Below are 25,933 nucleotides of genomic sequence, written 5' to 3' on the forward strand. Positions count from 1 at the left end.
TCAGTGACCTGTGTGACGGCCGGTGTCGGATCGACAGTCAGCACCAGGCTCAGTGACCTGTGTGACGGCCGGTGTCGGATCGACAGTCAGCACCAGGCCGCCACCCCCGGTGGTGCCAGTGACATTGACGGTGATCTGATGCGGGTCGTTGTAGACGCTGTCATTCGGTGCCAGCGGAACATTGACGCTGCCACTGACCTGGCCGGCCGGGATGACGATGACCGAGCCATTGGACAGGGTGATGCTCAGGTCAGTCAGCGGCGCCCGGGTGACATTCGCGGTGTAGACCAGCACGCCGCCGGCTTCGGTGATGCTCGATGTAGCACTGAGGCTCAGGGTCGAACCAACCAGTACGTTGGTGCCGTTATTGGTGTTCTGGCCACCCGTAGTGACGTCGGCGGCGGAAGTACTCGTGCCGATGCCTGCAGTCGGGAAACCAATGGTGGGGGCTACACGGGCCGCTGTTTCGTCCAGTGCCACGAAGCTGTGGCCTCCGCCGGCAGCACCGCCCGAGCCTGTTGCGGTCGGGCCTGCGGCGGCGGCTTCGATATCAGTGGTCGGGTCGGCGCCCGCGAGGATGGCTTGTTGCAGTTCGGCTACCGAAGGTGCGGCTTGCGCAGTGGCCTCTGCCAGGTCAGTGCTGGAGTCCGGAGCGCTGCCGCTCCACTGGGTATCGCGGCCCAGGTCCAGCGTGCGGCCGTCGGCCAGTTCAAGCGTCACCGCGCCCGCCGGCCCGGTATCGAGCTGGTCGCCCGTGAACAGTCGGTCACCCTCAATCAGCACACGCCTGATGCCCTCCGGGGACACCGCGAAAACTTGACCAACAATGCTTTTGACGATGGCAACAACACTGCTCATTGAGGACTCTCCGGTGTTCCGTTCAGTAGGCTTCCATTGACCTGAAGAGGCTGTTTGCCAAATTCAGTCTGGACGTACTTTATAGTGGGTCGTGCATTAACTTGACGCTATTTGTGTCAATAATTTGGCTGTATTTTTTCGTTATTAACTTTATGCCAAACTATTGACCTTCTGGGTGCCATCCTAAACAATCGCCCCATTAATGTCACATTGATATTTATGTGGCGACCTGCCTGCAGTGTGTGACCCAGTTCTGATTTTTAACTTTCCGACATACGGTCATTCCGGTTGCCATTTTCCGTCGCAGCACTGCGATCTGCTGTGATTTGAGACAAGAAGTCCAGGGAAATTCTTATATGCGCTCACACCTGTTCAAGGCTCTACCCTTTGTTTTTGCTGCCAGTTTTGTACAAGCCCAAACCCTGCCTCAAGCCATGCAACAAGCACTGGATGTCCACCCGGAAGTCCAGGCTGGCGTGAACAGTCGTCTTTCTGCGGACCATCAGCTTAGAGCGGCTCAGGGCGGCTACCTGCCAAAGGTCGATCTGCTCGGCGGTTATGGCCGTGAAGGCACTGACAACCCGACCACTCGTGCTGGCGCCGGCAACAATCATTGGGAAACCTTGAACCGCGGCGAGTCGAGCGTGCGCTTGCAGCAAATGGTGTTTGACGGTTTTGCGACATCCAGCGAAGTCGGGCGTCAACAAGCCACCGTCAACTCCCGCGCCTATTCATTGCTGGGGACTTCCGAGCGCACGGCACTGACTGTGGCCCAAGTTTACCTCGACGTGCTGACCCGCCGCGAGTTCGTGCACTTGGCCGAAGAGAACCTGAAAAGCCACGAACGGATTTTTGACCAGATCAAACTGCGCACCTCACGTGGCGTGGGCAGCGGTGCTGACCTCGATCAGGCCGAAGCGCGTATGGCCCAGGCCCGCAACAACCTGATCACCGAGCAGACCAATCTTGCGGACGCCGAGACCAACTTCCTCAGCGCCGTGGGTCAGATGCCCGATCAACTGGAGCGTCCGGCCCCTTTCCTAGCGTTGCTGCCGGCGAACCTGAATGAAGCCCGCCAGCAAATGCTTGAGAACAGCCCGGTGCTGCGTTCTGCCGAGTCTGATATTGCCGCGGCCGAGAAGCAGTACGATGCTGCCAAGTCGACGTTCTACCCACGTTTCGATGCCGAACTGGGCCGCACCGCCGACAATAATCTGGATGGTACGGTCGGTCATAACAATGAATGGCAGGCCATGTTGCGCATGCGCTTCAACCTGTATTCCGGCGGCAGCAACAAAGCCGATCTGGAATCCAAGTCCTATCTGTCGAACCAGGCACTGGATATCCGCAACAACGCTTTGCGCGTGTTGAACGAAGAGTTGGGCCTGGCCTGGAATGCCCTGAACAACGCTAACGCCCAAGTGCCAATTGCTCAGCAATATGTCGATCGCAGCGCTTCCGTGCGCACCGCGTATCAACAACAGTTCAGCTTGGGCCAACGCACCTTGCTCGACTTGCTCGACAGCGAGAACGAACTGTTCACCGCTTCCCGTCGCCTGGCGGATATCAAGAACATTCAGTTATTTACTCAATATCGAATCAAGGCGACCATGGGCGAATTGCTCAAAAGTCAGGGCGTAGTTGCACCCATGGCCTCCGTCGTGTCGAACGATGTGAAGCCCAAGGTCCAACTGCCCGGCATGAATTGAGCAGATCCTTCTAGTTAGTTAGCCAAGAGTGCCAAGCGTGGAATCAGAAGCCAGTCGAGTTCACCTCCGTCATGATCCACGCGCGTTGCACGACGATCCGTTACTGGACGGCCTGCTAGCCCTCTGCACGCTGCACCAGAAACCAGCGAGCGCGGCGATGCTGACCACCGGTCTGCCATTGCCCAAGCAGCGTTTGAGCGTCGAGTTGCTCCCGCGTGCGGCGGCCCGCGCCGGCCTGCAAGGACGGGTGCTGCAACGCAAGCTGGCGCAAATTCCGGCGATTGCCATGCCGGCACTGTTGCTGCTCAAGGATGGTCGCAGTGCCGTGCTGCTGGGCTGGCTCGGCGATGACCAGGCGCGCCTGCTGCTCAGTGAAAGCGATGGCGGTGAAGTTCACGTCAGTCGCGAACTGCTGGCTGACGATTACACCGGGCAAGCGTTTTTCGCCCAGCCCCAACACAAATTCGATGTGAACCACGGCACGCTGATCCCGCGTGCGCGCTCCTGGTTCCGCGACACCCTCAAGCGCTCGCGCTGGTTGTACGCCGACGCCATCGCTGCCAGTTTCCTGATCAACATCATCGCCATGGCCGCGCCGCTGTTCGTGATGAACGTCTATGACCGCGTGGTGCCGAACCAGGCCGAGGCGACCCTGTGGGTGCTGGCCCTCGGCATCACCGGGGCTTACCTGTTCGACCTGATCCTTAAAAGCCTGCGCAGTCTGTGCCTGGACCTGGCCGGCAAAAAAACCGACCTGATCATCTCCGCGACGCTGTTCGAGCGGATCGTCGGCATGGCCATGAAGTACYGCCCGGCACGGGTCGGCAGCTTTGCCCAGAACATCCACGAGTTTCAGAGCCTGCGCGACTTCCTCGCCTCGCTGACCCTGACCAGCCTGATCGACCTGCCGTTCACCTTGCTGATTTTCCTGGTGATCGCCCTGCTGGGCGGGCACCTGGTGTGGATTCCGGTGCTGGCGTTCCCGATTGCCCTGCTGATCGGCTACGCCTTGCAGAAGCCGCTGGTGGCGACCATGGAGCGAACCATGGCGCTGGGGGCCGAGCGCCAGTCGAGCCTGATCGAAACCCTCGCCGGGCTTGATGCGGTGAAGGTCAACAACGCTGAAAGCGAGCGTCAGTATCAGTGGGAGCAGACCATCGGCACCCTCAGCCGCCTCGAGCTGCGGGTGAAAATGCTTTCCGGCCTGGCGATGAACATCACCCTGCTGATCCAGCAACTGGCCGGGGTGATCATGATCGTCTTCGGCGTTTACCAGATCATTGCCGGCAACCTCAGCATGGGTGGCCTGATCGCCTGCTACATGCTCAGTGGTCGGGCCCTCAGCCCGCTGGCGTCGTTGTCAGGTCTGTTGACCCGTTATCAGCAGGCGCGGGTCACCATGACCTCGGTCGACCAGATGATGGAGCTGCCGCAAGAGCGCAACTTCGAAGAGCGCCCGCTGAGCCGTAAAGTCCTGCAGGGTGGCATCGAGTGCCGTCAGTTGAACTTCACCTACCCGGGTCAGCAGAACCCGGCGCTGAAGAACATCAACCTGATCATCAAGCCGGGTGAAAAGATCGGCATCATCGGCCGCAGTGGCTCGGGCAAGAGCTCGCTGGCCAAACTGCTGGTCGGCCTGTATCAGCCGGACGATGGCGCGTTGCTGGTGGATGGTGTGGATATCCGTCAGATCGACGTCAGTGAATTGCGCCACAACATCGGCTATGTACCGCAGGACATCCAGTTGCTCGCCGGTACGTTGCGCGACAACCTGGTGTCCGGCGCCCGCTACATGGAAGACGAGCTGGTACTGCAATCCGCCGAACTGGCCGGCGTGCACGAATTCGCCCGATTGCACCCGCAAGGCTACGAATTGCAAGTCGGCGAGCGCGGGCAAAACCTCTCCGGCGGCCAGCGTCAGAACGTGGCCCTGGCCCGTGCCCTGTTGCTCAATCCGCCGATCCTGCTGCTCGACGAACCGACCAGCGCCATGGATAACACCGGTGAAGAGCGCTTGAAACAACGCCTGCAAGCCGTTGTAGAGAACAAGACCGTGGTGCTGGTGACGCACCGGGCATCGTTGTTGTCGCTGGTCGATCGGTTGCTGGTGATCGATCGCGGGCAAATTCTGGCCGATGGTCCAAAAGCCTCGGTGATGGAAGCGTTGAAGAAGGGGCAGATCAGTGTTGCTTAAGTCCGGAATGCGCGACTCGATCCGCCGTTACTTCAAAGGCTCCGAATCACTGCAAGGCCAACCCTTGCCCGAGGTGAACAAGGCGCTGATCGAAGACGCCCCGCGGGTGGTCCGCCTGACCATCTGGGCCATCATCGGCTTCTTTCTGTTCCTGCTGTTGTGGGCCAACTTTGCGGTGATCGATGAGGTCACGAAAGGCGATGGCAAGGCGATTCCATCCTCCAAACTTCAGAAAATCCAGAACCTGGAGGGCGGTATCGTCGCTGAACTCTTCGTTCGCGAAGGGCAAATCGTCGAGGCCGGTGCGCCGTTGATTCGTCTGGATGACACGCGCTTTCAGTCCAACGTCGGCGAAACCGAAGCCGACCGTTTGTCGATGTTGCTGCGCGTGGAACGCTTGAGCGCGGAAGTCGACGACCGCCCGCTGAGTTTTCCTGACGATGTGATGAAAGCTGTGCCCGGTCAGGCCGCCAGCGAAAAATCACTCTATGAGAGCCGTCGCCAGCAATTGCACGATGAAGTCGGCGGCCTGCAGGAGCAACTAATCCAGAAACAACAGGAGCTGCGTGAATTCACCTCCAAGCAGGCGCAGTACCGCAGCGGTCTGGCGTTGCAACGTCAGGAAATCAACATGTCCGAGCCGCTGGTGGCTCAAGGCGCGGTGTCGCCGGTGGAAGTGCTGCGACTCAAGCGCGCCGAAGTCGAAACCCGCGGTCAACTGGACGCCACCACCCTGGCGATCCCGCGTGCCGAGTCGGCGATCAAGGAAGTGCAGCGCAAGATCGACGAGACCCGTGGCAAGTTCCGCAGTGAGGCGCTGACCCAGCTCAACGAGGCCCGTACCGACCTGAACAAGGCGAAGGCGACCGGCAAGGCACTGGAAGACCGTGTCAGCCGGACCCTGGTGACCTCGCCGGTGCGCGGCATTGTCAAGCAGCTGCTGGTCAATACCATCGGTGGCGTGATCCAGCCCGGCAGTGACATGGTCGAAATCGTCCCGCTGGATGACACCCTGTTGGTGGAAGCGAAAATTCGTCCGCAAGACATCGCGTTCTTGCACCCGGGCCAGGAAGCCATCGTCAAGTTCACCGCCTATGACTACACCATCTATGGTGGCCTGAAAGCCAAGCTGGAGCAGATCGGCGCCGACACCATCACCGACGAAGACAAGAAAACCACCTACTACATGATCAAGCTGCGCACCGAGCGCAGCCACCTGGGCACCGACGAAAAACCCTTGCTGATCATTCCGGGCATGGTCGCCTCGGTGGATATCATCACCGGCAAGAAGACCATCCTCAGCTACCTGCTCAAGCCAATCATCAAGGCGCGGGCAGAGGCGCTGCACGAGCGCTAGTCTTTGGCAGGGCTGGTGGCCTCATCGCGAGCAGGCTCGCTCCCACWGGGGATTTGCTGCGCACACAAAATATGTGCCTGGCACGATCCAGTGTGGGAGCGAGCCTGCTCGCGATGAGTGCCTCAATAGCGGCGCATTTCAAAAGCCATATCGTTATTCRTTAACGGTATTTAAATTYWMRTTCTTATAYCTATAAAGTCAMWYCCCTGCGTACCYRCCGACCAATCGGCGYGMCGCACGAAATGAACCCACACGGGCCCCCGTGAGTTTCTGATCGACGCGCACGCCATTGAGCGTGCTCTGCGTGGGAGTGATGTATGCCTGTACTGTCCGCTTTGCCCAGCGCCGCGACCCTTGCGCCGCAATCGTTCGAGATTCGCCCGTTCAGCGGCGCCGTCGGTGCCGAAATCATTGGCCTGAACCTCGCCTTGCAGGTCAACGACCAAGACTTCGCACGGATCCACCGCGCGCACCTGGATCACCATGTCGTGGTGTTCCGAAATCAGCGCATCAGCCCCGAACAACAGATCGCCTTCAGCCGCCGTTTCGGCGTGCTGCAGATCCATGTACTCAAGCAGTTTCTGCTGGCCCATCACCCGGAAATCCTCATCGTTTCCAACATCATCGAAAACGGCCAGGCCATCGGCCTCGGTGACGCCGGCAAGTTCTGGCACTCCGACCTGTCCTATAAAGAACTGCCGAGCCTGGGCTCGATGCTCCATGCCCAGGAGCTGCCGTCCGAAGGCGGCGACACGCTGTTTGCCGACCAGCACAAAGCCTGGGACACCCTGCCCGAAGCCTTGCGCAAAGCGGTCGAAGGACGCTCTGCCGCGCATTCCTATACCGCACGTTACAGCGAGAGCAAATTCGAAGGTAACTGGCGCCCGACCCTGACCCCGGAGCAACTCGCTCAGGTCAACGAAGTGGTGCATCCGGTGGTTCGCACTCACCCGGAAAACGGCCGCAAGGCGCTGTTTGTCAGCGAAGGCTTCACCACCCGCATCGTTGGCTTGCCGGAAGACGAAAGCCGGCAACTGCTGGCCGAGCTCTACGCCCACAGCGTGTTGCCGGAAAACATCTACCGCCATCAATGGCAACCCCACGACCTGGTGTTCTGGGATAACCGCTCGCTGATTCACCTGGCCGCCGGTTGCCCGAGTCATCTGCGCCGCAAGCTCTACCGCACCACCATTCAGGGTGACGCGCCTTTCTGATCGGCTGCATTTCGGAGATACCTGCCATGTCCAAACGTATTCCATTCGCGCCGCTGGCCGCCGCCATCGGTCTGGGTTTCAGCCTGCTCGCCGGCAGTCTGGTCGCACCGCCTGTGGCGCACGCCGAAGGCGAAATTCGCATCGCCGAGCAGTTCGGCATCGTTTACCTGTTGCTCAACGTGGTCCGCGACCAGCACCTGATCGAGAAGCACGGCAAGGAAGAGGGCATCGACATCAAGGTCGACTGGACCCAGCTCTCCGGCGGCGCGGCCGTCAACGATGCGTTGCTCTCAGGGTCCATCGACATTGCCGGTGCTGGCGTTGGTCCGTTGCTGACCATCTGGGACCGCACTCACGGCAAGCAGAACGTCAAGGCCGTGGCCTCGCTCGGCAACTTCCCGTACTACCTGGTGAGCAACAATCCGAAGGTCAAGACCATCGCGGACTTCACAGAGAAGGACCGCATTGCGGTGCCGGCGGTCGGGGTTTCCGTGCAGTCACGGTTCCTCCAGTACGCCGCTGCCAAGCAGTGGGGTGACAAGGTCGCCGACCGTGCTGTTCGCCACCGAGAAATTTCGCAACGAGAACCCGAAAACCTACAAGGCCTTCGTCGAAGCCCTGACCGAAGCCGCCGAGTTCGCCCAGAAGGACAAGGGCGCGGCGGCGGACACTTACCTGCGGGTGACCAAAGCGAAAATCGACCGCGCCGCGTTGCTGAAAATCATCGACAACCCGCAGTTCGAATTCAGCGTCACGCCGAAAAACACGTATCCGTTGGCCGAATTCCTCTACCGCGTCGGCGCGATCAAGAACAAGCCGGACTCGTGGAAGGACTACTTCTTCCAGGACGCCAAGCCGCTGCAAGGGAGCTGATTGCCATGAACGCTCTCTTGCAAGGCCACACGGCCAGCAACCCGATCGCCAGCACCCAGTCGTTGCTCGCGGTCGATCACGTCAGCCTTGAATACCGCACGCCGCAACGGGTGGTGCGGGCAACGCATCAGGTCAGTTTCGAGGTCGATCCCGCCGATCGTTTTGTGCTGCTTGGCCCGTCCGGCTGCGGCAAGTCGACCTTGCTCAAGGCCGTCGCGGGGTTCATCCAGCCCTGTGAAGGGCAGATCCGCCTGCAAGGTCAGGCGGTCAGTGCGCCGGGGCCTGACCGGATTGTGGTGTTTCAGGAGTTCGATCAACTGCCACCGTGGAAAACCGTCAAACAGAACGTGATGTTCCCGCTGTTGGCCTCGCAAACCCTCAAGCGTCGCGAGGCTGAAGAACGGGCGTTGCACTACCTCGACAAGGTCGGGCTGGCGGCATTTGCCGATGCCTATCCACATACCTTGTCCGGTGGCATGAAGGCGCGGGTGGCGATTGCCCGGGCCTTGGCCATGCAACCAAAAATCCTGCTGATGGATGAACCATTCGCCGCGCTCGACGCGCTGACCCGACGCAAGATGCAGGAAGAGTTGTTGCTGTTGTGGGAGGAGGTGCGTTTCACCCTGTTGTTCGTTACCCATTCCATCGAAGAGGCGCTGGTGGTGGGTAACCGGATTCTGTTKCTGTCGCCTCATCCCGGTCGGGTGCGAGCGGAAATCCACAGCCATCAATACGATTTGCACAGCCTTGGCGGCGTGGCGTTTCAGCAGTCGGCACGACGCATTCATCGGCTGTTGTTCGATGAAGGCCAGTCTGCCGAGAGCGAACTCGAACTGGATTTCAACGATATCCGCATCGCTTATTGAGCGGCTGGAGGAGTGCCCGATGAGCCATTCATCACCTGTGCGTCAAGAATACGAAGTTGAGTTGCAACCCCTGTCGAGCGTTGCGCTGGAGCGCGAATTGCCCCTTGGCCAGCGCCTCTGGCAGCAGGGCTGGTTGCGTAAAAGCCTGATCCTGATACTGCTGGCGGTRCTCTGGGAAGCCGTCGCCCGCTATCAGAACAATGACCTGTTACTGCCGAGCTTCCTGCAAACCAGCAGTGCACTGTACGACGGACTGCTCAGCGGAGAATTGTTGGGCAAGGTCGGGATTTCGCTGGTGGTGCTGCTCAAGGGGTATCTGGTCGGTATCGTCCTGGCGTTTGCCCTGACCACGTTGGCCGTGTCGACCCAGTTCGGCCGCGACCTGCTGAGCACCCTGACCTCGATGTTCAACCCATTGCCGGCGATTGCCTTGTTGCCGTTGGCACTGCTGTGGTTCGGGTTGGGGCAGAACAGCCTGATTTTCGTGCTGGTGCATTCGGTGCTCTGGGCGCTGGCCCTGAACACTTATGCGGGATTTCTCGGGGTCTCGGAAACCTTGCGCATGGCCGGCCGAAACTACGGCTTGAGGGGGATCCGGTTTGTGCTGTTCATCCTGATTCCCGCCGCGCTGCCGTCGATCCTTGCCGGGCTGAAAATCGGCTGGGCCTTCGCCTGGCGCACGCTGATCGCCGCCGAGCTGGTGTTTGGCGCTACCAGCGGCAAGGGCGGCCTGGGCTGGTACATCTTCCAGAACCGCAACGAGCTGTACACCGACAAGGTGTTCGCCGGGTTGGCGGTGGTGATCCTTATCGGTTTGCTGGTGGAGAACCTGGTGTTCGACACGCTGGAGCGAGTGACGGTGAAGCGCTGGGGGATGCAGCGTTAGGCTACCGATTCTGCAAAAACACCACATACCCGCGAAACCACTCGCTGTCCTTCAAATACCCCGGCGCCYCCCATTCGCCGCCCTGAATCAGTCCGACCTTGAACGGCAGGCCGAGCCTGTTCAGCCTTGGCAGGTAGGCGGCGTAGTTGGGGATGCTGTGGCGGCCCTGGTAGGTTTGCACCACCACTTCGTCGACCACGCCTTTGAGCTGGCCGATCACCTGCGGATCGGCGTGGCTGCTCCAGTCCATCAGGCCGGTGATGCTCAGGCGATACTGGGCGGGCAGGCGTTGGCGCAGGTCTTTGAGGAAGCTGACGTATTCGTCGAGGTAGCGGGTGCGGGCGTCGAAGTCGATCTGGATGCCGACCACCGGATTACCCGCCTGTTGCCAGCGCTGCACCTGCCCCAGCAATTGCTGATAGACCGGCTCCGGCCAGCGTAGCGTGTGGGCGCGGTAGGTGACCCAGACTTCGCCCTGGGTCAGGCGCGGGATGGTGATGCCTTGGGCGATGAAGCGCACACCGCGCTGTGGCATGCGGCGTGATTCGCTGATTTGCCCTTGCAGGACGTACAGGGTTTTCGCCTGGGCCAGCACCGGTTGCGTGCTGACCCCGCTCCACAGCCAAAAGGCGTCGTACTCGCCAGCGTCGACGGCCGCAAGGGCCGGGGCGCTGACCAGCAGTGCGAGCAGCGCCAGGCCTTTGAGGAAATCTCTCATGGCTTACCAGTAATACTGYAGCGACTTGCCCCATTGAGTATCGGCAAAGCCGCTTTTCAGCTGGCGGAACCAGGCCTTGCGCACAGCCGGCTCGACGTCTTTGCCACCGCAGCTGTTATTGCCAGAAGGCGCATAGCAGTTGATGGCGCGGAACAGTGCGTAAGCGCGGTCTTCCTTCGGCGCTTTGGYGTTGTCGATGACCTGGCGATAACCTTCGTGCCGGGAATAGATTTCGCCTTTGAACGCCGATCCTGTCGCGCCGAGTTCGGACTTGTTGGGTTTGGCTTCCAGCGGTGTACTGTCGAGGCCATTGCGCAGGATGAACTCACCCAGGCAGTTCAGGCCTTTGGGGTTCTTGCCGTCCGCCTGAAGGGTCGCGGCAATCTCGGCGATGCTCGGGCAGTGGTAACCCGATTCAGCCTTGTCGCCCTGCCAGCGGAACATCGTCAGCGGTTGGCCGGTGCTGTAAAAATAGCCAATGCTCACACCGAGTTTGTCCGTCGACGGCTCGGCCGGCAGTTGTTTGAAGTCTTCGGCAAACTCGGCGTACTGACTGCGCAGCAACTCTTTGTGGAGCAGCACGAACAGCGCGCTGTTGCGCTCGGTGGCGTCTACGCCCTGGCTGAATTGCTGACGCAGCAGTGGGGCGTCGGCCACCAGCCGTTGCAGGCGATAACGCACGGCAGGTGTCTTGATCGGTGAGTCGGCGGCGAACACTTTGCCGAGCCGCTGGCTGAGTTCGTAGTTGAAGGCCAGCGCCAGTTCGACCTGCTCGCGCTGCAACGGTTGTTTGACCTTGGCCAGCAACTCCAGCCACAGCGCTTCGGCTTCCGGCCATTTGTGCTGCTCATGCAGGGCAATGCCGCGCAGCATCTGTTGGCTGAAGGCAAGGTAGTCGAGCTTGTCCGGGACGCTGCTCGGGAGGACGTTCAATGCCTGCTCGGGATTTTTCTCGAGGTACACCAGCACCGCCGCTTGCAGGTAGTCATAGAGCGCCGGTTGCTGGGCGAACGAGGCTTTCTGCGCTTGCAGCGCCTTGAGGTTGAACGGCGTCTGGTAGGTGCCGATGCTCAACAAGTCTTTGACCGCCAGCAGCAGCGGCGCCTGAATACCGTTGTCCGGCTGGGTCAACAGTTTGCTGTCGACCTCTTCCACCAGTTCCGGCAGGGTTTTGTTGCGCTGGGCGTCAGTGGCCTGGGTGAGTTGCCAGGCGTAGTCATCGGCAAGTTTCTGATCTTCACCGGCCAGCCAGTGCACACGGCGGATCAGGCCTTTGGCCGACGCGCTGTACTCGCCCTGTGGATAAGTTTTCAGATAGGTCTCGAAACCGCTTTCGGCCAATTGCAGGTTCGCGTTATCCACATGCTCGAGCGTCGGCAGGCCCATCTCGTCGAAAGCGTTTTGCTGGGCTGCGTTGAGCGCAATGCGCGCGGCCATGTACAGCGCGGTTTCCTTGAGCCAAGGCTGTTCGCTGGTGTTCAGGCTGGCGAAGGTTTGCGTGGCCTCGGCGAACTGGCCGCCATAGAACTGCGCCGCGCCACGCAGGTACGTGAGGAAGGCTTTACCCGGTTCCGAGGTGATTGAAGCGGGCAGCAGGCTGTTCAGTTGATCGGCTTCCCAACTGCACGCGGCAAGCATCTGGAGGCGACTTTGCGCCAGGCTTTGGCGTTCTTCGGCAGGCAGTTGAGTGGTTTTCAGCAGTTGCGCGAGGAACGCGGCGGCGCTCTCTTCACTGTTGCTGCGGCAGCGGCTGCCTTCGCCTTCGATGAATTGATTGCCGGCAATGGTCGAGGCCTCGTGGCTGATGCCGAGTTGGCGCAGTGGCTCATCAAGTACTGAAACCGGGGCCGATTCAGGGGGTGGTATCGGTGTAGGCGCAGACGGTGAGTCGAGACGTGCAAGGTCGAACGGCACCGGGCCGTAGCCGGCCTCACGGTCAAAATCACTCAATGGCGCCGGGTTCAGCGCTAGCGCGCCCTGATCGGAGAGCAACAAGCGCAAGTTGGCGCGGCTGTCGTTGCCAGGGTTGAGGAAAGCCACATTGTTGCAGCGTCCGTCACCGCTGAGCGACAGTTCAGGCGTACAGGCATCCTGATCGAAGCTTGCGTGGGCCGGGAGTGCGCAGGTTGTGGCAAGTGCTAGAGCGAGGGGCGACAGAAGACCGATACGCATGAATTGTCCTTAATCCGCAAACGCTGAAATCGAGACTGCGATCATACCTTGCGCTGATCTCGATTTAGCAGTGGCGAGCCGCAATTTCGGGCAGTGATGGCTAATTGCTTGACGCTTGTTGAAGCTGTCGTAGACTCCGACCATCTGTCAGGGAGACACGGCTATGCAGCGCTTTCGTGGTTTGGCTTTAGGTTTGATCGGGCTGGCAGGCGTGGCCCAGGCGCAAACGCCCGTGCCAGACGATCCGCTGCTGGAAAGCAGCACCGCAGGCAGTCATGCCACAACCAGCAGCGAAGCCCGCGGTGTATTGCGCGCTCGCGATCAAGCGGTGCTTGCCAGTGAACTGCCCGGCAGAGTTGTCGAGTTGCCGTTCAGTGAAGGCGAGTCCTTCAAGAAGGGCGACACCCTGGCGCGTTTCGACTGCTCGGCTTTTCAGGCGCAGCTCAACGCCGCGCAGGCCGCCAGCCGTGGTGCGGGTGAAGAGTTGGCGCACAACAAACAACTGGCTTCGTTGAACTCGGTCGGGCGTTTCGAAGTGGCGCGAGCCGAAGCCAAACTCAGCGAAATCCAGGCGCAATCTCAGGTGTATCAGGTCCAGGTCAAACGCTGCAGCGTCGTCGCGCCGTTTGACGGCCAGGTCGTCGAACGCAAGGTTCAGCGTTATGAAAGCGTCGCCGCCGGGGCGCCGCTGTTGGACATCGTCGACAACCGTAGCCTGGAAATCCACCTGCTGGTGCCCTCGCGCTGGATGGGCAAACTCAAGCCCGGACAGACCTTCAGCTTCGTTCCCGATGAAACCGGCCAGCCCATCGACGCCACGGTCAAACGCCTCGGTGCGCGAATCGACGAAGGCAGCCAGACCTTGCTGCTGGTCGCAACGGTGCCCAACGCCAGCGGCTTGCTGGCCGGGATGAGCGGCACGGCGCGCTTCGCGGAGCTCAAATGAACGCGCCCGTCACGGGGGGCGCCGAGCAGGTCTTCGCGCGCTTTCTGGAGCTGGAGCGCCAGACCCGCGCCGCGCGCACTACCGAACAACTGGCCTACAGCCTGGCCAACGACGGTCAATCCTTGTTCGGTTTTCGTCACGCGGCGCTGTTGATCGCCGGCAAGGTGCGGGCGATCACCGGTGTCAGTGCCGTGGAGCCGAATGCGCCGTTTGTAGCATTCGTCGAGCAAGCGGTGGCGCAGTTGTTCAAGCTCGACCTGGTGAAACAGGCGCGGGTTATACCGGCCTCTGCGTTAAGCGGTCCGATTCAGGCCGACTGGCAAAGTCTTTCTGCCGCCCAGGTGTTCTGGCTGCCGCTGATTGATCGCCAGGGCCAGGTATTCGGCGGTTTGTGGCTGGCTCGCGATGTGCTGTGGAATCCTTCCGAGCAAGTGCTGTTGTCGCAACTGGGCGACACCTACAGTCACGCCTGGCTGGCGCTGCAACCGCGTCAACCGTGGCGCTTGCGCTGGACTCGCAAACGTCAGGTCGCCTTGGCGGCGGTGCTGGTGCTGGGCTTGTTGATTCCGGTACGCCAGTCGGTGCTGGCGCCGGCCGAAGTCGTGCCGCTCGGCGGTCGGGTGGTGGCGGCACCGTTGGACGGGGTGATCGCCGAGTTCCTGGTCAAACCCAACCAGAATGTGAAAACCGGCGACCTGTTGCTGCGCTTCGAGGGCACCACGCTCAAAGCCCAGGCCGATGTCGCCGATCGGGCCTTGGGTGTGGCAGAAGCCGAGCTCAAGGCTAATGCCCAGCGCGCCTTTGCCGACGCCGAGTCGAGTTCGAAAATTGATTTGCTGGCCGCACGGGTCGAGCAGAAGCGTGCCGAACGCGATTACGCCCGTGAACTGCTCAAACGCAGCGAAGTGCGTGCCGAACGCGACGGCATTGCGGTGTTCGCCGACGCCGAACGCTGGACCGGCAAACCGGTGCAGACTGGTGAGCGGCTGATGGAAATCGCCGACCCGAACCAGGCGGAGCTGCGCATCGAACTGGCGGTGGGTGATGCGATTGCACTGGAGCCGGGCGCGCAGGTGGCGCTGTTTCTCGACAGCGATCCGTTGCAACGGCATTTGGCCAGACTCGAACGCTCGGCCTATGAAGCGCAACCGACGGCCGGTGGCCAGTTGGCGTATCGGCTCGACGCCAGTTTCGAGGCCGCGCCGCCGCGTATCGGCTTGCGCGGTACGGCGAAAATCTTCGGCGATCGCGCGCCGCTGGCGCTGTACCTGTTGCGCAAGCCGCTGGCCGGCTTGCGCCAAAGCGTAGGTCTCTAGATGACATTGCCCAGCCTGCGTGCCGATTTACAGTTGCAGATGGCCGCCCCGGCGCTGGACGGATCGCCGCGCTGGACCTTGGCCGACCCGCTGCGCGGGCGCTACTTCAAGCTCGGTGCCGCGGCCATGCGCTTGTTGCGTCATTGGTCGTTGGGCGATCCCGAGCAAGTGCTGCGCGCCGCCAATCGCGAACCGGGCTTGCCGCTGGACGTCGCTGAGCTTGAGCAGTTGCTGAGTTTTCTGCGCGCCCACGACCTGATTTCCGCCCTCGACCCGCAACAGCGCGACAGTTATGGCCTCAAGGCTGCGGCGCAACGTCAGAGTGTGTSGCAGATCTTGCTGCACCAATACCTGTTCTTCCGGATTCCACTGTGGCGCCCCGACGCGTTCCTCAATCGTGCCTGGCCGTGGCTCGCGCGTTTTGGTCCTGGAGCGCTGCGTTATGGTTTACCGCTGACCCTGGGTCTGGGGGTATTTCTGGTATCGCGGGACTGGCAGCGCTTTATCGCGACCTTCCCGCACTTGTTCAGTCTTGGCGGTGCGCTGGCGTTCGGGGTGGCATTGTTCTTCGCCAAGCTCTGTCACGAGTTCGGCCACGCCTTCATGGCCAAACGCGCCGGTTGTCGGGTGCAGAGCATGGGGGTGGCGTTCATGGTGCTGCTGCCGATGTTTTACACCGACGTCAGTGACGCCTGGCGGGTCAATGATCGGCGCGCGCGGTTGCTGATCGGCGCGGGCGGGGTGCTCGCCGAGTTGCTGCTGGCATGTATCGCCTTGCTCGCCTGGTCGCTGTTGCCGGACGGGCCGGCGCGGACGGCGGCGTTCATGCTCGCCAGCGCGACCTGGCTCACTACGCTTGCGGTCAACCTGAACCCGTTCATGCGTTTCGATGGTTATTTTCTGCTCAGCGACTTCTGGGAAGTAGACAACCTTCAGGGCCGGGCATTTGCCTTGTGTCGTTGGCGATTGCGCGAGGCGCTGTTCGGTTACGGCGCGCCGGCACCGGAGCCTTGGTCGCCGTCGATGCAGCGGCGTTTGCTGTGGTGGGGATACGGCTCGTGGCTGTGGCGCGCGGTGCTGTTTTTCGGGATTGCGCTGGCGGTGTATCACCTGTTCTTCAAATTGTTGGGGATCTTCCTGATGATGGTCGAGCTGGTGTGGTTCATCTTTTTGCCGATTGCGCGCGAATGGCGCGAATGGTGGAGCCGCCGCGAACAGGCCCATGCACCGCGGGCATTGCTCAGTGGCCTGGGGTTGCTGGCGGTGATTGCCGTGTTGGTGTTGCCGTGGCGCAGCGCGGTGGAACTGCCKAGCATGCTGGAAGCTGGCCGGGTCAGTGCCTTGCATGCGCCGGTGGCGGCACGGGTCAAACAGCTGAATGTCCGCGACGGGCAGATCGTCGCCCAGGGCGATGTGTTGATTGAGCTGGAGTCGCCGGACCTGGATTCGCGTCAGGCCATTGCGCGCCGGGAAATCGAGATCCAGCAATTGCAGATGCGCCGTCAGGCCGGACGCAGCGAAACCGCCGCCGATGCCGGCATCGTCGAACAGCGGCTGGCGGAGGCGGTGGCCGAATATCGCGGTTTGGCGGCGCAACGCGAGCGCCTGCTGCTGCGGGCGCCCCAGGCCGGTCAGGTGCGTGATTTGCTGCCGCAACTGACCGTTGGCCGCTGGTTGTCGCCCAAGGAGACGCTGGCCCGGGTTGTCGAAGAGGGCGCGCGACTGCGCGGTTATCTGGCCGAAGCCGAGTTGTGGCGGGTTGCACCCGGTGCGACGGGGCGGTTTATCGCCGAGGATCCGATGCACCCGGCGGTGGCGGTCGAGTTGACTGAAATCGACACCAACGGCGCGGCGGTTGTCGATCAGGAAGCGCTGACCTCCGACCACCACGGGCCGATTGCCGTGCGCCGCGATCAGAGCCAGCGCGCCGAGCCTGTGCAAGCGCAATACGCGGTGCGGCTCAAAGTCCTCGACAGCATTGCCACCCCGGTGCAGCCGTTGCGGGGGCTGGTGGTGTTGCAGGGCGGCAGTGAGTCATTGCTGGGGACGGCCTGGCGCCGGTTGGCGGCGTTGGGCGTGAGGGAGAGTGGTTTTTAGCGCAAGGAGCATCACGATGCTGAACAACAATGCCAATGCCGCGGACGGTCTGGTAGTGCGCCCGTCACGGGCGACCGACGGACCGTTTCTGGAAAGCCTCTATCACGCGGCGCGCCCCGATGCCGTACGGTGCTGCAAGGCGTGCAAAAAGCCGCCGAACAGGTGCGCTGCCCGGTGAGCACGGTGGTCTGGGCGAGCAACCCCCATGCGCGCCAGCATTATCTGGCGCTGGGGTTTCAGGTCGAGGAGCAAAGTGTCGCGGCCGAACGCCTGGTCTGGTATCCCGGCCAGCCGCAGATTCTGGTCAGTTGAAGGTGATGTAGAAATACGCCCGGCTTGCGTCGCGCCCCAGGGCCAGGGTGCGCGATACGAATATGCCTTCGATGCGGCCCAGCTCAGGCAAGTCGATCGCACAGAGTCCATCGACGAACGAAGTGAGGTCCGGGCTGCTCAAGGTCACGCCAAAAGGCATTCGGCTGCCCTCTGACAAGCGTGCCCTTGGTACGTCCTCTACCCATTCGATGATCACGGACAGTTCGCTGCCATCCTCCAGGTACAGCTTGGTGGGTGTTTCCAATAGCTGTCGAAAGTGATCGCTGTTGATCTGTTGCTGCATGGCCTGGCTCCAGAAAAGTGAAGAGCCGGGGCCTTGGGCCCCGGCGGCATGTTCAGTTGCGAGACGGGAAAAGACCGTTGAGGCACATGCTGAAGTTCAGCACCAGGAACGGGTTCATCGTGTCCATGGGAACGCCACCGCCGATGGGCGCCACGGAGACGGCGACGTTGACGGTGCCGCCAACGCTGGTACTGACACCTTGCAGCGGCACGGGCGCAGTGCCCTGTGCGGTGGAGTAAATATTGGCCGTACCCGGGCCGCCGCTGGAGGCACCGATAAAGGCATTGGTCGCTGAGGGCACGCTCGCGGGGGTGGCAGCGACACTGGCCAGGTTGAYGGTGGTGGTGGCGGTCAGGTTCGGGGTGCCGACGGCGGTTGCGGTAGGTGTGTGGATGGGCAGGTTGCTCACCGTGGCGGCGGTTTTTTCGGCGCCGGAGGCGGTGCCGATCACCCGTGGAGTGAGGTTCAGGCCCAACCCCTGACACAGGGGCAGGCGACCACGCAGGTCCGGCAGCATGAAGTTTGTCGTGCCGTTGCCGCCGTAATTGGTGCCGAGCAAGGCGAACAGCGCCTGGAACTGGCCGACTTGCATGGTCTGCCCGTTGCACAACGCCCAGCCGCTGGGTGGATAGTTGAAAGCGAAGGTCTGGATGGTTCCGGTAAACACTTCCATGGTTGTTATCCCTGTGTTTTTTGGAGGAGGCCGGCGTGTCCACCGACCACCGATCAGCGTAGCCGCAAAGACGAATGCCGCTACATTGCGTGCGTGCAGGGAATGGGGCAGCATCCACACCCAATTCGAGGTCCAAGCCTTATAGGGCCTTATCAATCACCCAGGGGGACAGATGGAATACCGAAGAGAAACAGAGCTTGCCGGCAAGCCTGATGCGTGTGCTGCGCGCACTCGGCTGACGGCCTCGGCGCGTCTGTTTCAATGGCTGACCGATTACGGGATCTGGCCAATTTTGCTGTTGGCGGCGTTCGTGCGGTTTTACGACCTGACAGCCGCAGCGATTTGGGGCGATGAAGGCTCCAGCCTGCTGATGAGCCAGTACGATCTGGCCGGGATCTGGTTTCACGCGGCCCGTGATGTGCATCCACCGCTCTACTTCATGGTGCTGCACGGCTGGATCGAACTGTTTGGCGACAGCATGCTCTCGATTCGCGGCCTCAGCGCGCTGCCGGGGATCGCCACGGTGGCAATGGGCGTCTGGTTGGTACGGTYGATCGCCAACCCGCGGGTGGCGTTGCTGGCCGGGTTGTTGCTGGCGCTATTCCCCTCGGCGGTGCGTTACAGCCAGGAAGTGCGGATGTATTCGCTGCTCGGCGTGTTGCTGATCGGCGCGACGATTGCACTGGTGTATTGGGTCAAACAGCCCCAGCGCACACGGTATCTGGTGATCTATGCAGTGCTGATGGCTGCCGCGTTTTACACCCACTACTTCACGGCCCTGTGCGTGATTGCCCATTGGTTGTACCTGCTGGTGCTGTGGGAAGATCCGGTCACCCTCAGTTCCCTGCCGTCCATGGTCTGGACCTTCATGATCCAGAGCGATGATGACTTCCTGCCCAGGTCGGTGTTTTTCGCACTGCCGGTGCTGTTGCTGGGTGTGATCGTGCTGACGGTACTGCGTGATCGTAGCGTCTACCGCTGGAGTGCCTTGCTGGCGATTTACGCGGTGGTACCGCTGGTGCTGGTTTTCCTGGTGTCGTTCATTTCGCCGGTGTTTATCGAGCGCTACGTGACGGCCTAMGCGCTGGGGCTGCCATTGATCATGGCCCTGAGCGTCGATGGCCTGAAAAAACGGGCTCGGGTGCTGGCCCTGGCATTTCTCGTGCTGTTTATCGGCATTGAAGGGGTGGGTCTGAAAAACAACGCGACGGTCGATCCGAATGACCAGCTCAATGTAACGGTCGAGTTCATCAATCAGCATTATGAGCTGGGTGATCAGGTCGTCATCAGCGATCTGCTCTGGTACATGCCGTACGTCTACTACGATCGCACCGTCGTCCAGCCGCGGCTCTTTACTCCGCCCTTGGCCAACGGCACGTCCAGTCGCCCGAATGCCTACGGTTTCGGTACGCTGGTAGAGGAAGCCGCCGACAAGATTTACCTCGATCGGCTCACCGATCTGCCGCCCGAAACGCACCGTGTGTGGTTGTTCAGCACCGCTGACCAACCTGATGAGTTCGCACCATTGCCCGCCGATTGGCAGAAGATCAGCGAAAAAGTCGCCGGAAATGCGCGGGCGCGGTTGTTTGTCATCAATAACCCAAAAAAATAACGGGTAGTACGGCGAAGAACGTCAGTTTTCCGCAAATCGAAAGATCGCAGCCTTCGGCAGCTCCTACGCCTAAACCGTGTAGGAGCTGCCGTAGGTTGTGATTTTTTGCCGTTCAAGGCATCAGATGAAGGCATCTATCAGCTTAAACGTTTCACTCTGTCCATTTTCGTTACAACCACACCTTCTGCAAGGTTTTAGTTCCAATTTGATATCAAAAGCCCACTAGTCGGATCCAAAATCGTAGGCTACGCTTTGTCCTACAAATGGACTTCCGACTACGGTGAAGGGATGCAGCGGTTCCACTTTATTTCCGGCTTGCCGCGCTCAGGCTCGACCCTGCTTTCTGCAATTCTTTTGCAGAACCCGCGTTTTCATGCCGGTATGACCAGCCCCGTCGGATCGCTGTTCACCAGTGTCCTGGAGCAATGCAGCGCCGGCAGCGAATTTGGCGCGGTGATCGATACCCCGCTGCGCCGTCGTCTATTGCGCGGTCTGTTCGACTCCTTCTATGCCGATCAGGCAGATACCCCCGTTATCTTCGATACCAATCGCCAATGGTGCTCGCGTCAGCCTGCGCTACGGGAACTGTTTCCCAAGGCCAAAACCATTGCCTGCGTGCGCAATGTCGCCTGGGTGATGGACAGCCTCGAACGTCTGTACCGCGCCAATCCGTTCGAGAACACCAAGCTGTTCAATGACGAAATCGAGCGCAATACCGTTTACAGCCGTTGTGAAACCCTGGCCCAGCGCAATCGTCTGGTGGGCTTTGCCTGGACTGCGCTGAAAGAGGCCTATTACGGCGAAAACGCCGACTCGCTGTTGATCGTCGATTACGACCTGTTGAGCCAGGCCCCTGACCGGGTCATGCGGTTGATCTACGACTTCATCGGTGAACCCTGGTTCGAGCACGATTTCAAAAACCTCGCCTACGATGCGCCGGAATTCGACCAGGCACTCGGGGTGTCGGGGCTGCACAAGGTCAAGCGCACGGTCACACTGGAACCCCGGCGCACGATCCTGCCACCGGACCTGTTCGACAAATACGCAGAGTTGTCCTTTTGGCACGATGGCTCAGCCAGTGCTGCCAATGTCATTCGTATGAAAGCCGACGCCGCGATCAGTTGATCGCGGCGTTTTTTATTTGCGCAGTCATAAAAGTTCGAGTCCAGGTGAGCAGCATGTGGTGGAGCAAAGGCAAGTCGCAGGTCACGGAGGGCGCACGCGTCCTGGCATCGCCAATGATCATGTCCCTGGAACCGCGAATGCTGTTCGACGGCGCAGTGGCGGCCACCGTTGCCGATACTGCCGCCCAAGCCGACACCCACGCCACTGCGGACGCTGCCAAGGCACCGGCTGCCGACCACCCGGTGGCCAGCAAGGACACCCACGGCCAGGCGGACAACACGTCAGCGGCTACGCCCGCGCCCGCTGCGACGCCTACCGCCGTGCCCGGTCAGAGCGTGGTGTTCGTCGATTCACGTATCAAGGACGCCGATAGCCTGCTCAAAGGCGTGGCGCCTGGCACCCAGGTGGTCCAGCTCGACCCGACCAAGGATGGCTTGCAGCAGATCGCCGATTATCTGGATACCCACCACGGCGTGAGTACTGTGGAAATCATCGCTCACGGCAATAGCGGCGACTTGTGGCTGGGCGACACTTACCTGTCGGCCGATAACGTGGCGGCTCGCAGCGCGGTGCTGGCCGAGATCGGCAAGGACATGAACGTCGGCGGCGACATTCTGATCTACGCCTGTAACACCGCCGCAGGTGACAAGGGCATCAGCTTTGTCGATTCGCTGGCGCAACTGACCGGGCGCGATATCGCYGCGTCGAACAACCGTACCGGTGTGAGCGGTGACTGGGATCTGGAAATCGCCACCGGCACCATCGAGAGCCATAACGTGCTGTCGGCCCAGTCCATGGCCGCGTATCAGTACAGCCTGGCGACCCTGACGGTCACCAACAACGGCGACAGTGGGGTCGGCTCACTGCGTCAGGCGCTGAGCGATGCCGTGGGGGGGGACACGGTGACGTTCAGCACCACCATGACGGTCAATCTGAACGCGCAGCTGACCATTACCAAGAACGTCACGGTGGAAGGTGACCTGAACCACGACGGCATTGCCGATGTGACCCTCAACGGTCAGTACAAGACCCGGGTGGTTCAGGTCGCTTCCGGGGTCACTGCGACTTTCGACGGGCTGATCATCAAGCAAGGCCTGGTGGCCGGCAATGGTGCTGCCGCCGGTACGGACGGCACGGCGTCCATGGGCGGCGGTATTTTCAACGCCGGCAACCTGACCCTCAAGAACGTCACCGTGACCAGCAACGCCGCTTCGGGCGGCGGTGGCGGTGGCGGGGTTACCTCACCTTACGTCGGTGGCGCGGTCGGTGGCGGTGGCGGCGGTGGTGGTGCCTTGGGCGGGCAAGCCGGCGGTCATGGCGGCACCTCCGGCTTCGGCACGGGTGTGTACGGCGGTACGAGTGGTAGTGCCAACACGGGCGGTAACGGTGGCGGCTACAACCCCAACTACATGGGCGGTCGCGGCGGTAGCAGCAGCGGTGGCGCGGGCGGCGTAGGGGCTGCCAACTACAGCAACGGTGGCGCGGGCGGTACGGCGAACAACGGCACGATTTCCATCGGCGGTGGCGGTGGCGGCTCCGGTTGGGACAAGCCCGGCAGGGCCGGGGCATCGGCTGCCGGTGGTATTTACAACGCCAGTAGCGGCACCCTGACGGTCATTGGCACCTCGGTGATTTCCGGCAACATCGCCGCCGGTGGTGGCGGTGGCGGCGGTGGTGGCCTGGGCGGTTCCGCCGACTCCGGTGGTGCGGCCGGTAAAGGCGTCGGTGCGATCTGGAACAAAGGTACGGTACTGATGACCGCCGCCAACTTCGCGGCGCTGTCCGGTAACGTCGGTGGCAGTGGCTCCGGCGGTCCGGCGCTGGGCGGCGGTAGTACCGGTGCCAGCGTGGCGGCCGTGAACAATATATTCAACGACGGCGGCACCGTGAACACCGCCTATGCACCGGCACCGAGCGCTACCATCGTGGTGGCGAACAGCGCCCTGCACATCGGCCAGACTTCGCTGGTGACCTTTACCTTCACTGAGGCGGTGACCGGTTTCACCAACGCCGACCTGACGATTGCCAACGGCACGTTGAGCGCGGTGAGCAGCAGTGATGGCGGGGTGACCTGGACGGCGACGCTCACCCCGGCCAGCGCCATTACTGACACCACTAACCTGATCACCCTGGATAACACCGGGGTCCAGGGTGTGTCGCTGGGCACAGTCGGGGTTGGCACCAGCACGTCCAACAATTACACCATCGACACCGTACGGCCGACGGCGACCATCGTGTTCACCGATACCGCGCTGAAAATCGGCGACACCTCACTGGTCACCTTCACGTTCTCTGAAGCGGTGAGCGGTTTCACCAACGCCGACCTGACGATTGCCAACGGCACGCTGACGGCGGTCAGCAGCAGTGATGGCGGCACCACCTGGACCGGGACCTTCACCCCGACCGCGAGCATCACCGACACCACCAACCTGATCACCCTGGACAACACCGGAATCGCCGATCTGGCCGGTAATGCGGGCAGCGGCACCACCGATTCGAACAACTATGCCATCGACACCGTGCGCCCGACCGCAACCATCGTGGTGGCTGACACTACCCTCACGGCCGGCGAAACATCGCTGGTAACCATCACCTTCTCCGAAGCAGTGAGCGGCTTCACCAATGCCGACCTGAGCATCGCCAATGGCACCTTGAGCGCGGTGAGCAGCAGCGACGGCGGGATCACCTGGACCGCGACCTTCACCCCGACTGACGGGGTGTCGGATGCCACCAACCTGATCACCCTGACGAACGCTGGTGTCAGTGACCTGGCAGGCAACGCTGGCAGTGGCACCACCGATTCGGGCAATTACGTGATCAACACCGCGCACCCGACCGCGACTATTGTGGTCGCGGACAACGTTTTGGCAATTGGTGAAACCTCGCTGGTGACCATCACCTTCAGCGAGGCGGTGACCGGCTTCACCAACGCCGACCTGGCGATTGCCAACGGTACGCTGACCGCGGTCAGCAGCAGCGATGGCGGCATCACCTGGACGGCGACTTTTACCCCGACCAACGCCATTACCGACGCCACCAACCTGATCACCCTGGACAATACCGGCGTGCAAAACGCGGTGGGCAACGTTGGCCTGGGCACCACCGATTCCAACAACTACGCCATCGACACCGTGCGGCCGACGGCGACTATCGTGGTCGCAGACAACGCCCTGAAAATCGGTGAAACCTCGCTGGTGACCATCACCTTCAGCGAGGCGGTGAGCGGTTTCACCAACGCCGACCTGACGATTGCCAACGGTACGCTGACCGCCGTCAGCAGCAGCGATGGCGGCATCACCTGGACGGCGACGTTCACCCCGAGCGCCAGCATCACCGATACGACCAACCTGATCACCCTGGACAACACCGGGATCGCCGATCTGGCCGGCAACGCCGGTAGCGGGACCACCGACTCGAACAACTATGCGATCGACACCGTGCGCCCGACCGCGACCATCGTGGTCGCGGACAGCGCGTTGAAAATCGGCGACACCTCGCTGGTGACCATCACCTTCAGCGAGGCGGTGACCGGCTTCACCAACGCTGACCTGACCATTACCAACGGCACGCTGAGCGCAGTCAGCAGCAGTGATGGCGGGATCACCTGGACCGCGACCTTTACGCCGAGCGCCAGCACCACCGACGCGACCAACCTGATCACCCTGGCCAATACCGGAATCGCCGATCTGTCGGGTAATGCGGGCACAGGTACGACAGATTCGAACAACTATGCCATCGACACCGCGCGCCCGACCGCGACCATCGTGGTGGCCGACAACGCGCTGAAGATTGGCGACACCTCGCTGGTGACCATCACCTTCAGCGAGGCGGTGACTGGATTCACCAACGCTGACCTGACCATTACCAACGGCACGCTGACCGCCGTSAGYAGCAGTGATGGSGGGATCACCTGGACGGCGACCTTTACCCCGAMYGCCAGCACCACCGACGCSACCAACCTGATCACCCTGGACAATACCGGGATCGCCGATCTGGCCGGTAATGCGGGTAGCGGCACCACCGACTCGAACAACTACGCTATCGACACCCAACGTCCGACGGCAACCATCGTGGTGACAGACACCGCGCTGGGAATCGGTCAAACCTCGTTGGTGACCATCACCTTCTCCGAAGCGGTGACCGGTTTTACCAACGCCGACCTGACAATTGACAACGGTACGCTGAGCGCGGTGAGCAGCAGCGATGGCGGCGTGACCTGGACCGCCACGCTGACGCCGGTGAACGGCGTCACTCACAGCGGCAACGTGATCACCCTGGACAACACCGGGATTGCCGATCTGGCCGGTAATGCCGGTACCGCGACCACCGATTCCAATACTTACGCTATCGACAGCCAGCGCCCGACCGCGACCATTGTGCTGGCCGACCCGACGCTGGCCGCTGGTGAAACCTCGCTGGTGACCATCACCTTCTCCGAGGCAGTGACCGGTTTCGACAACAGTGACCTCAGCGTGCCCAACGGCACCCTGACCAGCGTCAGTTCCAGTGATGGCGGGATCACCTGGACCGCGACCTTCACCCCGACCGCGGGCATAAAAGACACCACTAACCTGATTACCCTGGCCAACACTGGTGTGGCTGACCTGGCCGGTAACGCCGGTAGCGGCACCACCGACTCCGGCAACTTCACCATCGACACCGTGCGTCCAACGGCGACTATTGTGGTGGCCGACAACGCCT

General features: G+C 61.4%; 15 protein-coding genes and 4 pseudogenes. 14 read left to right on the top strand and 5 right to left on the bottom strand.

Annotated elements, in window-relative coordinates; genetic code table 11:
- Positions 1 to 48: 48 nt before the first annotated feature.
- A pseudogene (locus AC1DH9_RS13240) lies at positions 49 to 858 on the bottom strand (retention module-containing protein); the annotation flags it as partial.
- Positions 859 to 1,214: 356 nt separating this feature from the next.
- Between AC1DH9_RS13240 and AC1DH9_RS13245 the strand changes: the two are divergent.
- The 7 genes and pseudogenes from AC1DH9_RS13245 to AC1DH9_RS13275 all read left to right on the top strand — a co-directional run bounded on the left by AC1DH9_RS13245 (position 1,215) and on the right by AC1DH9_RS13275 (position 9,957).
- Positions 1,215 to 2,567, top strand: a complete 1,353-nt coding sequence (locus tag AC1DH9_RS13245) for a TolC family outer membrane protein (RefSeq protein ID WP_427547368.1) — start codon at positions 1,215 to 1,217, stop codon at positions 2,565 to 2,567.
- A 37-nt stretch (positions 2,568 to 2,604) separates the two neighbouring features.
- Positions 2,605 to 4,761: a type I secretion system permease/ATPase gene (locus tag AC1DH9_RS13250; protein WP_477808273.1), complete on the top strand. Its 2,157-nt coding sequence runs from the start codon at positions 2,605 to 2,607 to the stop codon at positions 4,759 to 4,761.
- Positions 4,751 to 6,118 (top strand): HlyD family type I secretion periplasmic adaptor subunit, encoded by a 1,368-nt coding sequence (locus tag AC1DH9_RS13255; protein ID WP_442114522.1) that lies wholly within the window; start codon positions 4,751 to 4,753, stop codon positions 6,116 to 6,118. Before AC1DH9_RS13250 ends, AC1DH9_RS13255 begins: the two co-directional genes overlap by 11 nt.
- Positions 6,119 to 6,435: 317 nt before the next feature.
- Positions 6,436 to 7,332 carry a TauD/TfdA dioxygenase family protein gene (locus tag AC1DH9_RS13260; RefSeq protein WP_427545091.1) on the top strand — a complete coding sequence of 299 codons (897 nt, stop codon included), beginning with the start codon at positions 6,436 to 6,438 and terminating at the stop codon, positions 7,330 to 7,332.
- A 26-nt stretch (positions 7,333 to 7,358) separates the two neighbouring features.
- A pseudogene (locus AC1DH9_RS13265) lies at positions 7,359 to 8,205 on the top strand (ABC transporter substrate-binding protein).
- 5 nt (positions 8,206 to 8,210) lie between these two features.
- Positions 8,211 to 9,071 carry an ABC transporter ATP-binding protein gene (locus AC1DH9_RS13270; protein ID WP_477808274.1) on the top strand — a complete coding sequence of 287 codons (861 nt, stop codon included), beginning with the start codon at positions 8,211 to 8,213 and terminating at the stop codon, positions 9,069 to 9,071.
- Positions 9,072 to 9,090: 19 nt separating this feature from the next.
- Positions 9,091 to 9,957: an ABC transporter permease gene (locus tag AC1DH9_RS13275; protein WP_427545085.1), complete on the top strand. Its 867-nt coding sequence runs from the start codon at positions 9,091 to 9,093 to the stop codon at positions 9,955 to 9,957.
- Between the two features lies 1 nt (position 9,958).
- Here AC1DH9_RS13275 and AC1DH9_RS13280 read toward each other — a convergent pair.
- Positions 9,959 to 10,663 (bottom strand): annotated as a pseudogene (locus AC1DH9_RS13280) (DUF3142 domain-containing protein); the annotation flags it as partial.
- A 15-nt stretch (positions 10,664 to 10,678) separates the two neighbouring features.
- Positions 10,679 to 12,847: a PA5441 family protein gene (locus AC1DH9_RS13285; protein ID WP_477808275.1), complete on the bottom strand. Its 2,169-nt coding sequence runs from the start codon at positions 12,845 to 12,847 to the stop codon at positions 10,679 to 10,681.
- Between the two features lie 163 nt (positions 12,848 to 13,010).
- Between AC1DH9_RS13285 and AC1DH9_RS13290 the strand changes: the two genes are divergently transcribed.
- The 4 genes and pseudogenes from AC1DH9_RS13290 to AC1DH9_RS13305 all read left to right on the top strand — a co-directional run bounded on the left by AC1DH9_RS13290 (position 13,011) and on the right by AC1DH9_RS13305 (position 17,518).
- Positions 13,011 to 13,793, top strand: a complete 783-nt coding sequence (locus AC1DH9_RS13290) for an efflux RND transporter periplasmic adaptor subunit (protein ID WP_427545081.1) — start codon at positions 13,011 to 13,013, stop codon at positions 13,791 to 13,793.
- Entirely contained in the window at positions 13,790 to 15,109 is a 1,320-nt protein-coding gene (locus AC1DH9_RS13295; RefSeq protein WP_427545079.1) for an efflux RND transporter periplasmic adaptor subunit, read from the top strand. The genes AC1DH9_RS13290 and AC1DH9_RS13295 overlap by 4 nt, the downstream gene beginning before the upstream one ends.
- Positions 15,110 to 17,206, top strand: a complete 2,097-nt coding sequence (locus AC1DH9_RS13300) for an efflux RND transporter periplasmic adaptor subunit (protein WP_477808276.1) — start codon at positions 15,110 to 15,112, stop codon at positions 17,204 to 17,206. It abuts the gene before it with no gap.
- A gap of 16 nt (positions 17,207 to 17,222) precedes the next feature.
- Positions 17,223 to 17,518, top strand: a pseudogene (locus tag AC1DH9_RS13305) (hypothetical protein).
- Here AC1DH9_RS13305 and AC1DH9_RS13310 read toward each other — a convergent pair.
- Both AC1DH9_RS13310 and AC1DH9_RS13315 read right to left on the bottom strand, forming a co-directional pair.
- The gene (locus AC1DH9_RS13310; RefSeq protein ID WP_427545073.1) at positions 17,511 to 17,822 is read right to left on the bottom strand and encodes a DUF6916 family protein; all 312 of its coding nucleotides are present in this window, start codon (positions 17,820 to 17,822) and stop codon (positions 17,511 to 17,513) included. The pseudogene AC1DH9_RS13305 and the gene AC1DH9_RS13310 sit on opposite strands and share 8 nt — an antisense overlap.
- 52 nt (positions 17,823 to 17,874) lie before the next feature.
- Positions 17,875 to 18,495: a phage tail protein gene (locus tag AC1DH9_RS13315; protein ID WP_477808277.1), complete on the bottom strand. Its 621-nt coding sequence runs from the start codon at positions 18,493 to 18,495 to the stop codon at positions 17,875 to 17,877.
- A 172-nt stretch (positions 18,496 to 18,667) separates the two neighbouring features.
- On the opposite strand from AC1DH9_RS13315, the gene AC1DH9_RS13320 reads away from it, so the two are divergent.
- The 3 genes from AC1DH9_RS13320 to AC1DH9_RS13330 all read left to right on the top strand — a co-directional run.
- The gene (locus tag AC1DH9_RS13320; RefSeq protein ID WP_477808278.1) at positions 18,668 to 20,107 is read left to right on the top strand and encodes a glycosyltransferase family 39 protein; all 1,440 of its coding nucleotides are present in this window, start codon (positions 18,668 to 18,670) and stop codon (positions 20,105 to 20,107) included.
- Positions 20,108 to 20,395: 288 nt separating this feature from the next.
- Entirely contained in the window at positions 20,396 to 21,232 is an 837-nt protein-coding gene (locus AC1DH9_RS13325) for a sulfotransferase family protein (RefSeq protein ID WP_427545067.1), read from the top strand.
- A 53-nt stretch (positions 21,233 to 21,285) separates the two neighbouring features.
- Positions 21,286 to 25,933 (top strand): Ig-like domain-containing protein (locus tag AC1DH9_RS13330; protein ID WP_477808279.1); only part of this gene is annotated, 4,648 nt, incomplete at its 3' end.

This window comes from Pseudomonas sp. 05T35, from assembly GCF_056396605.1.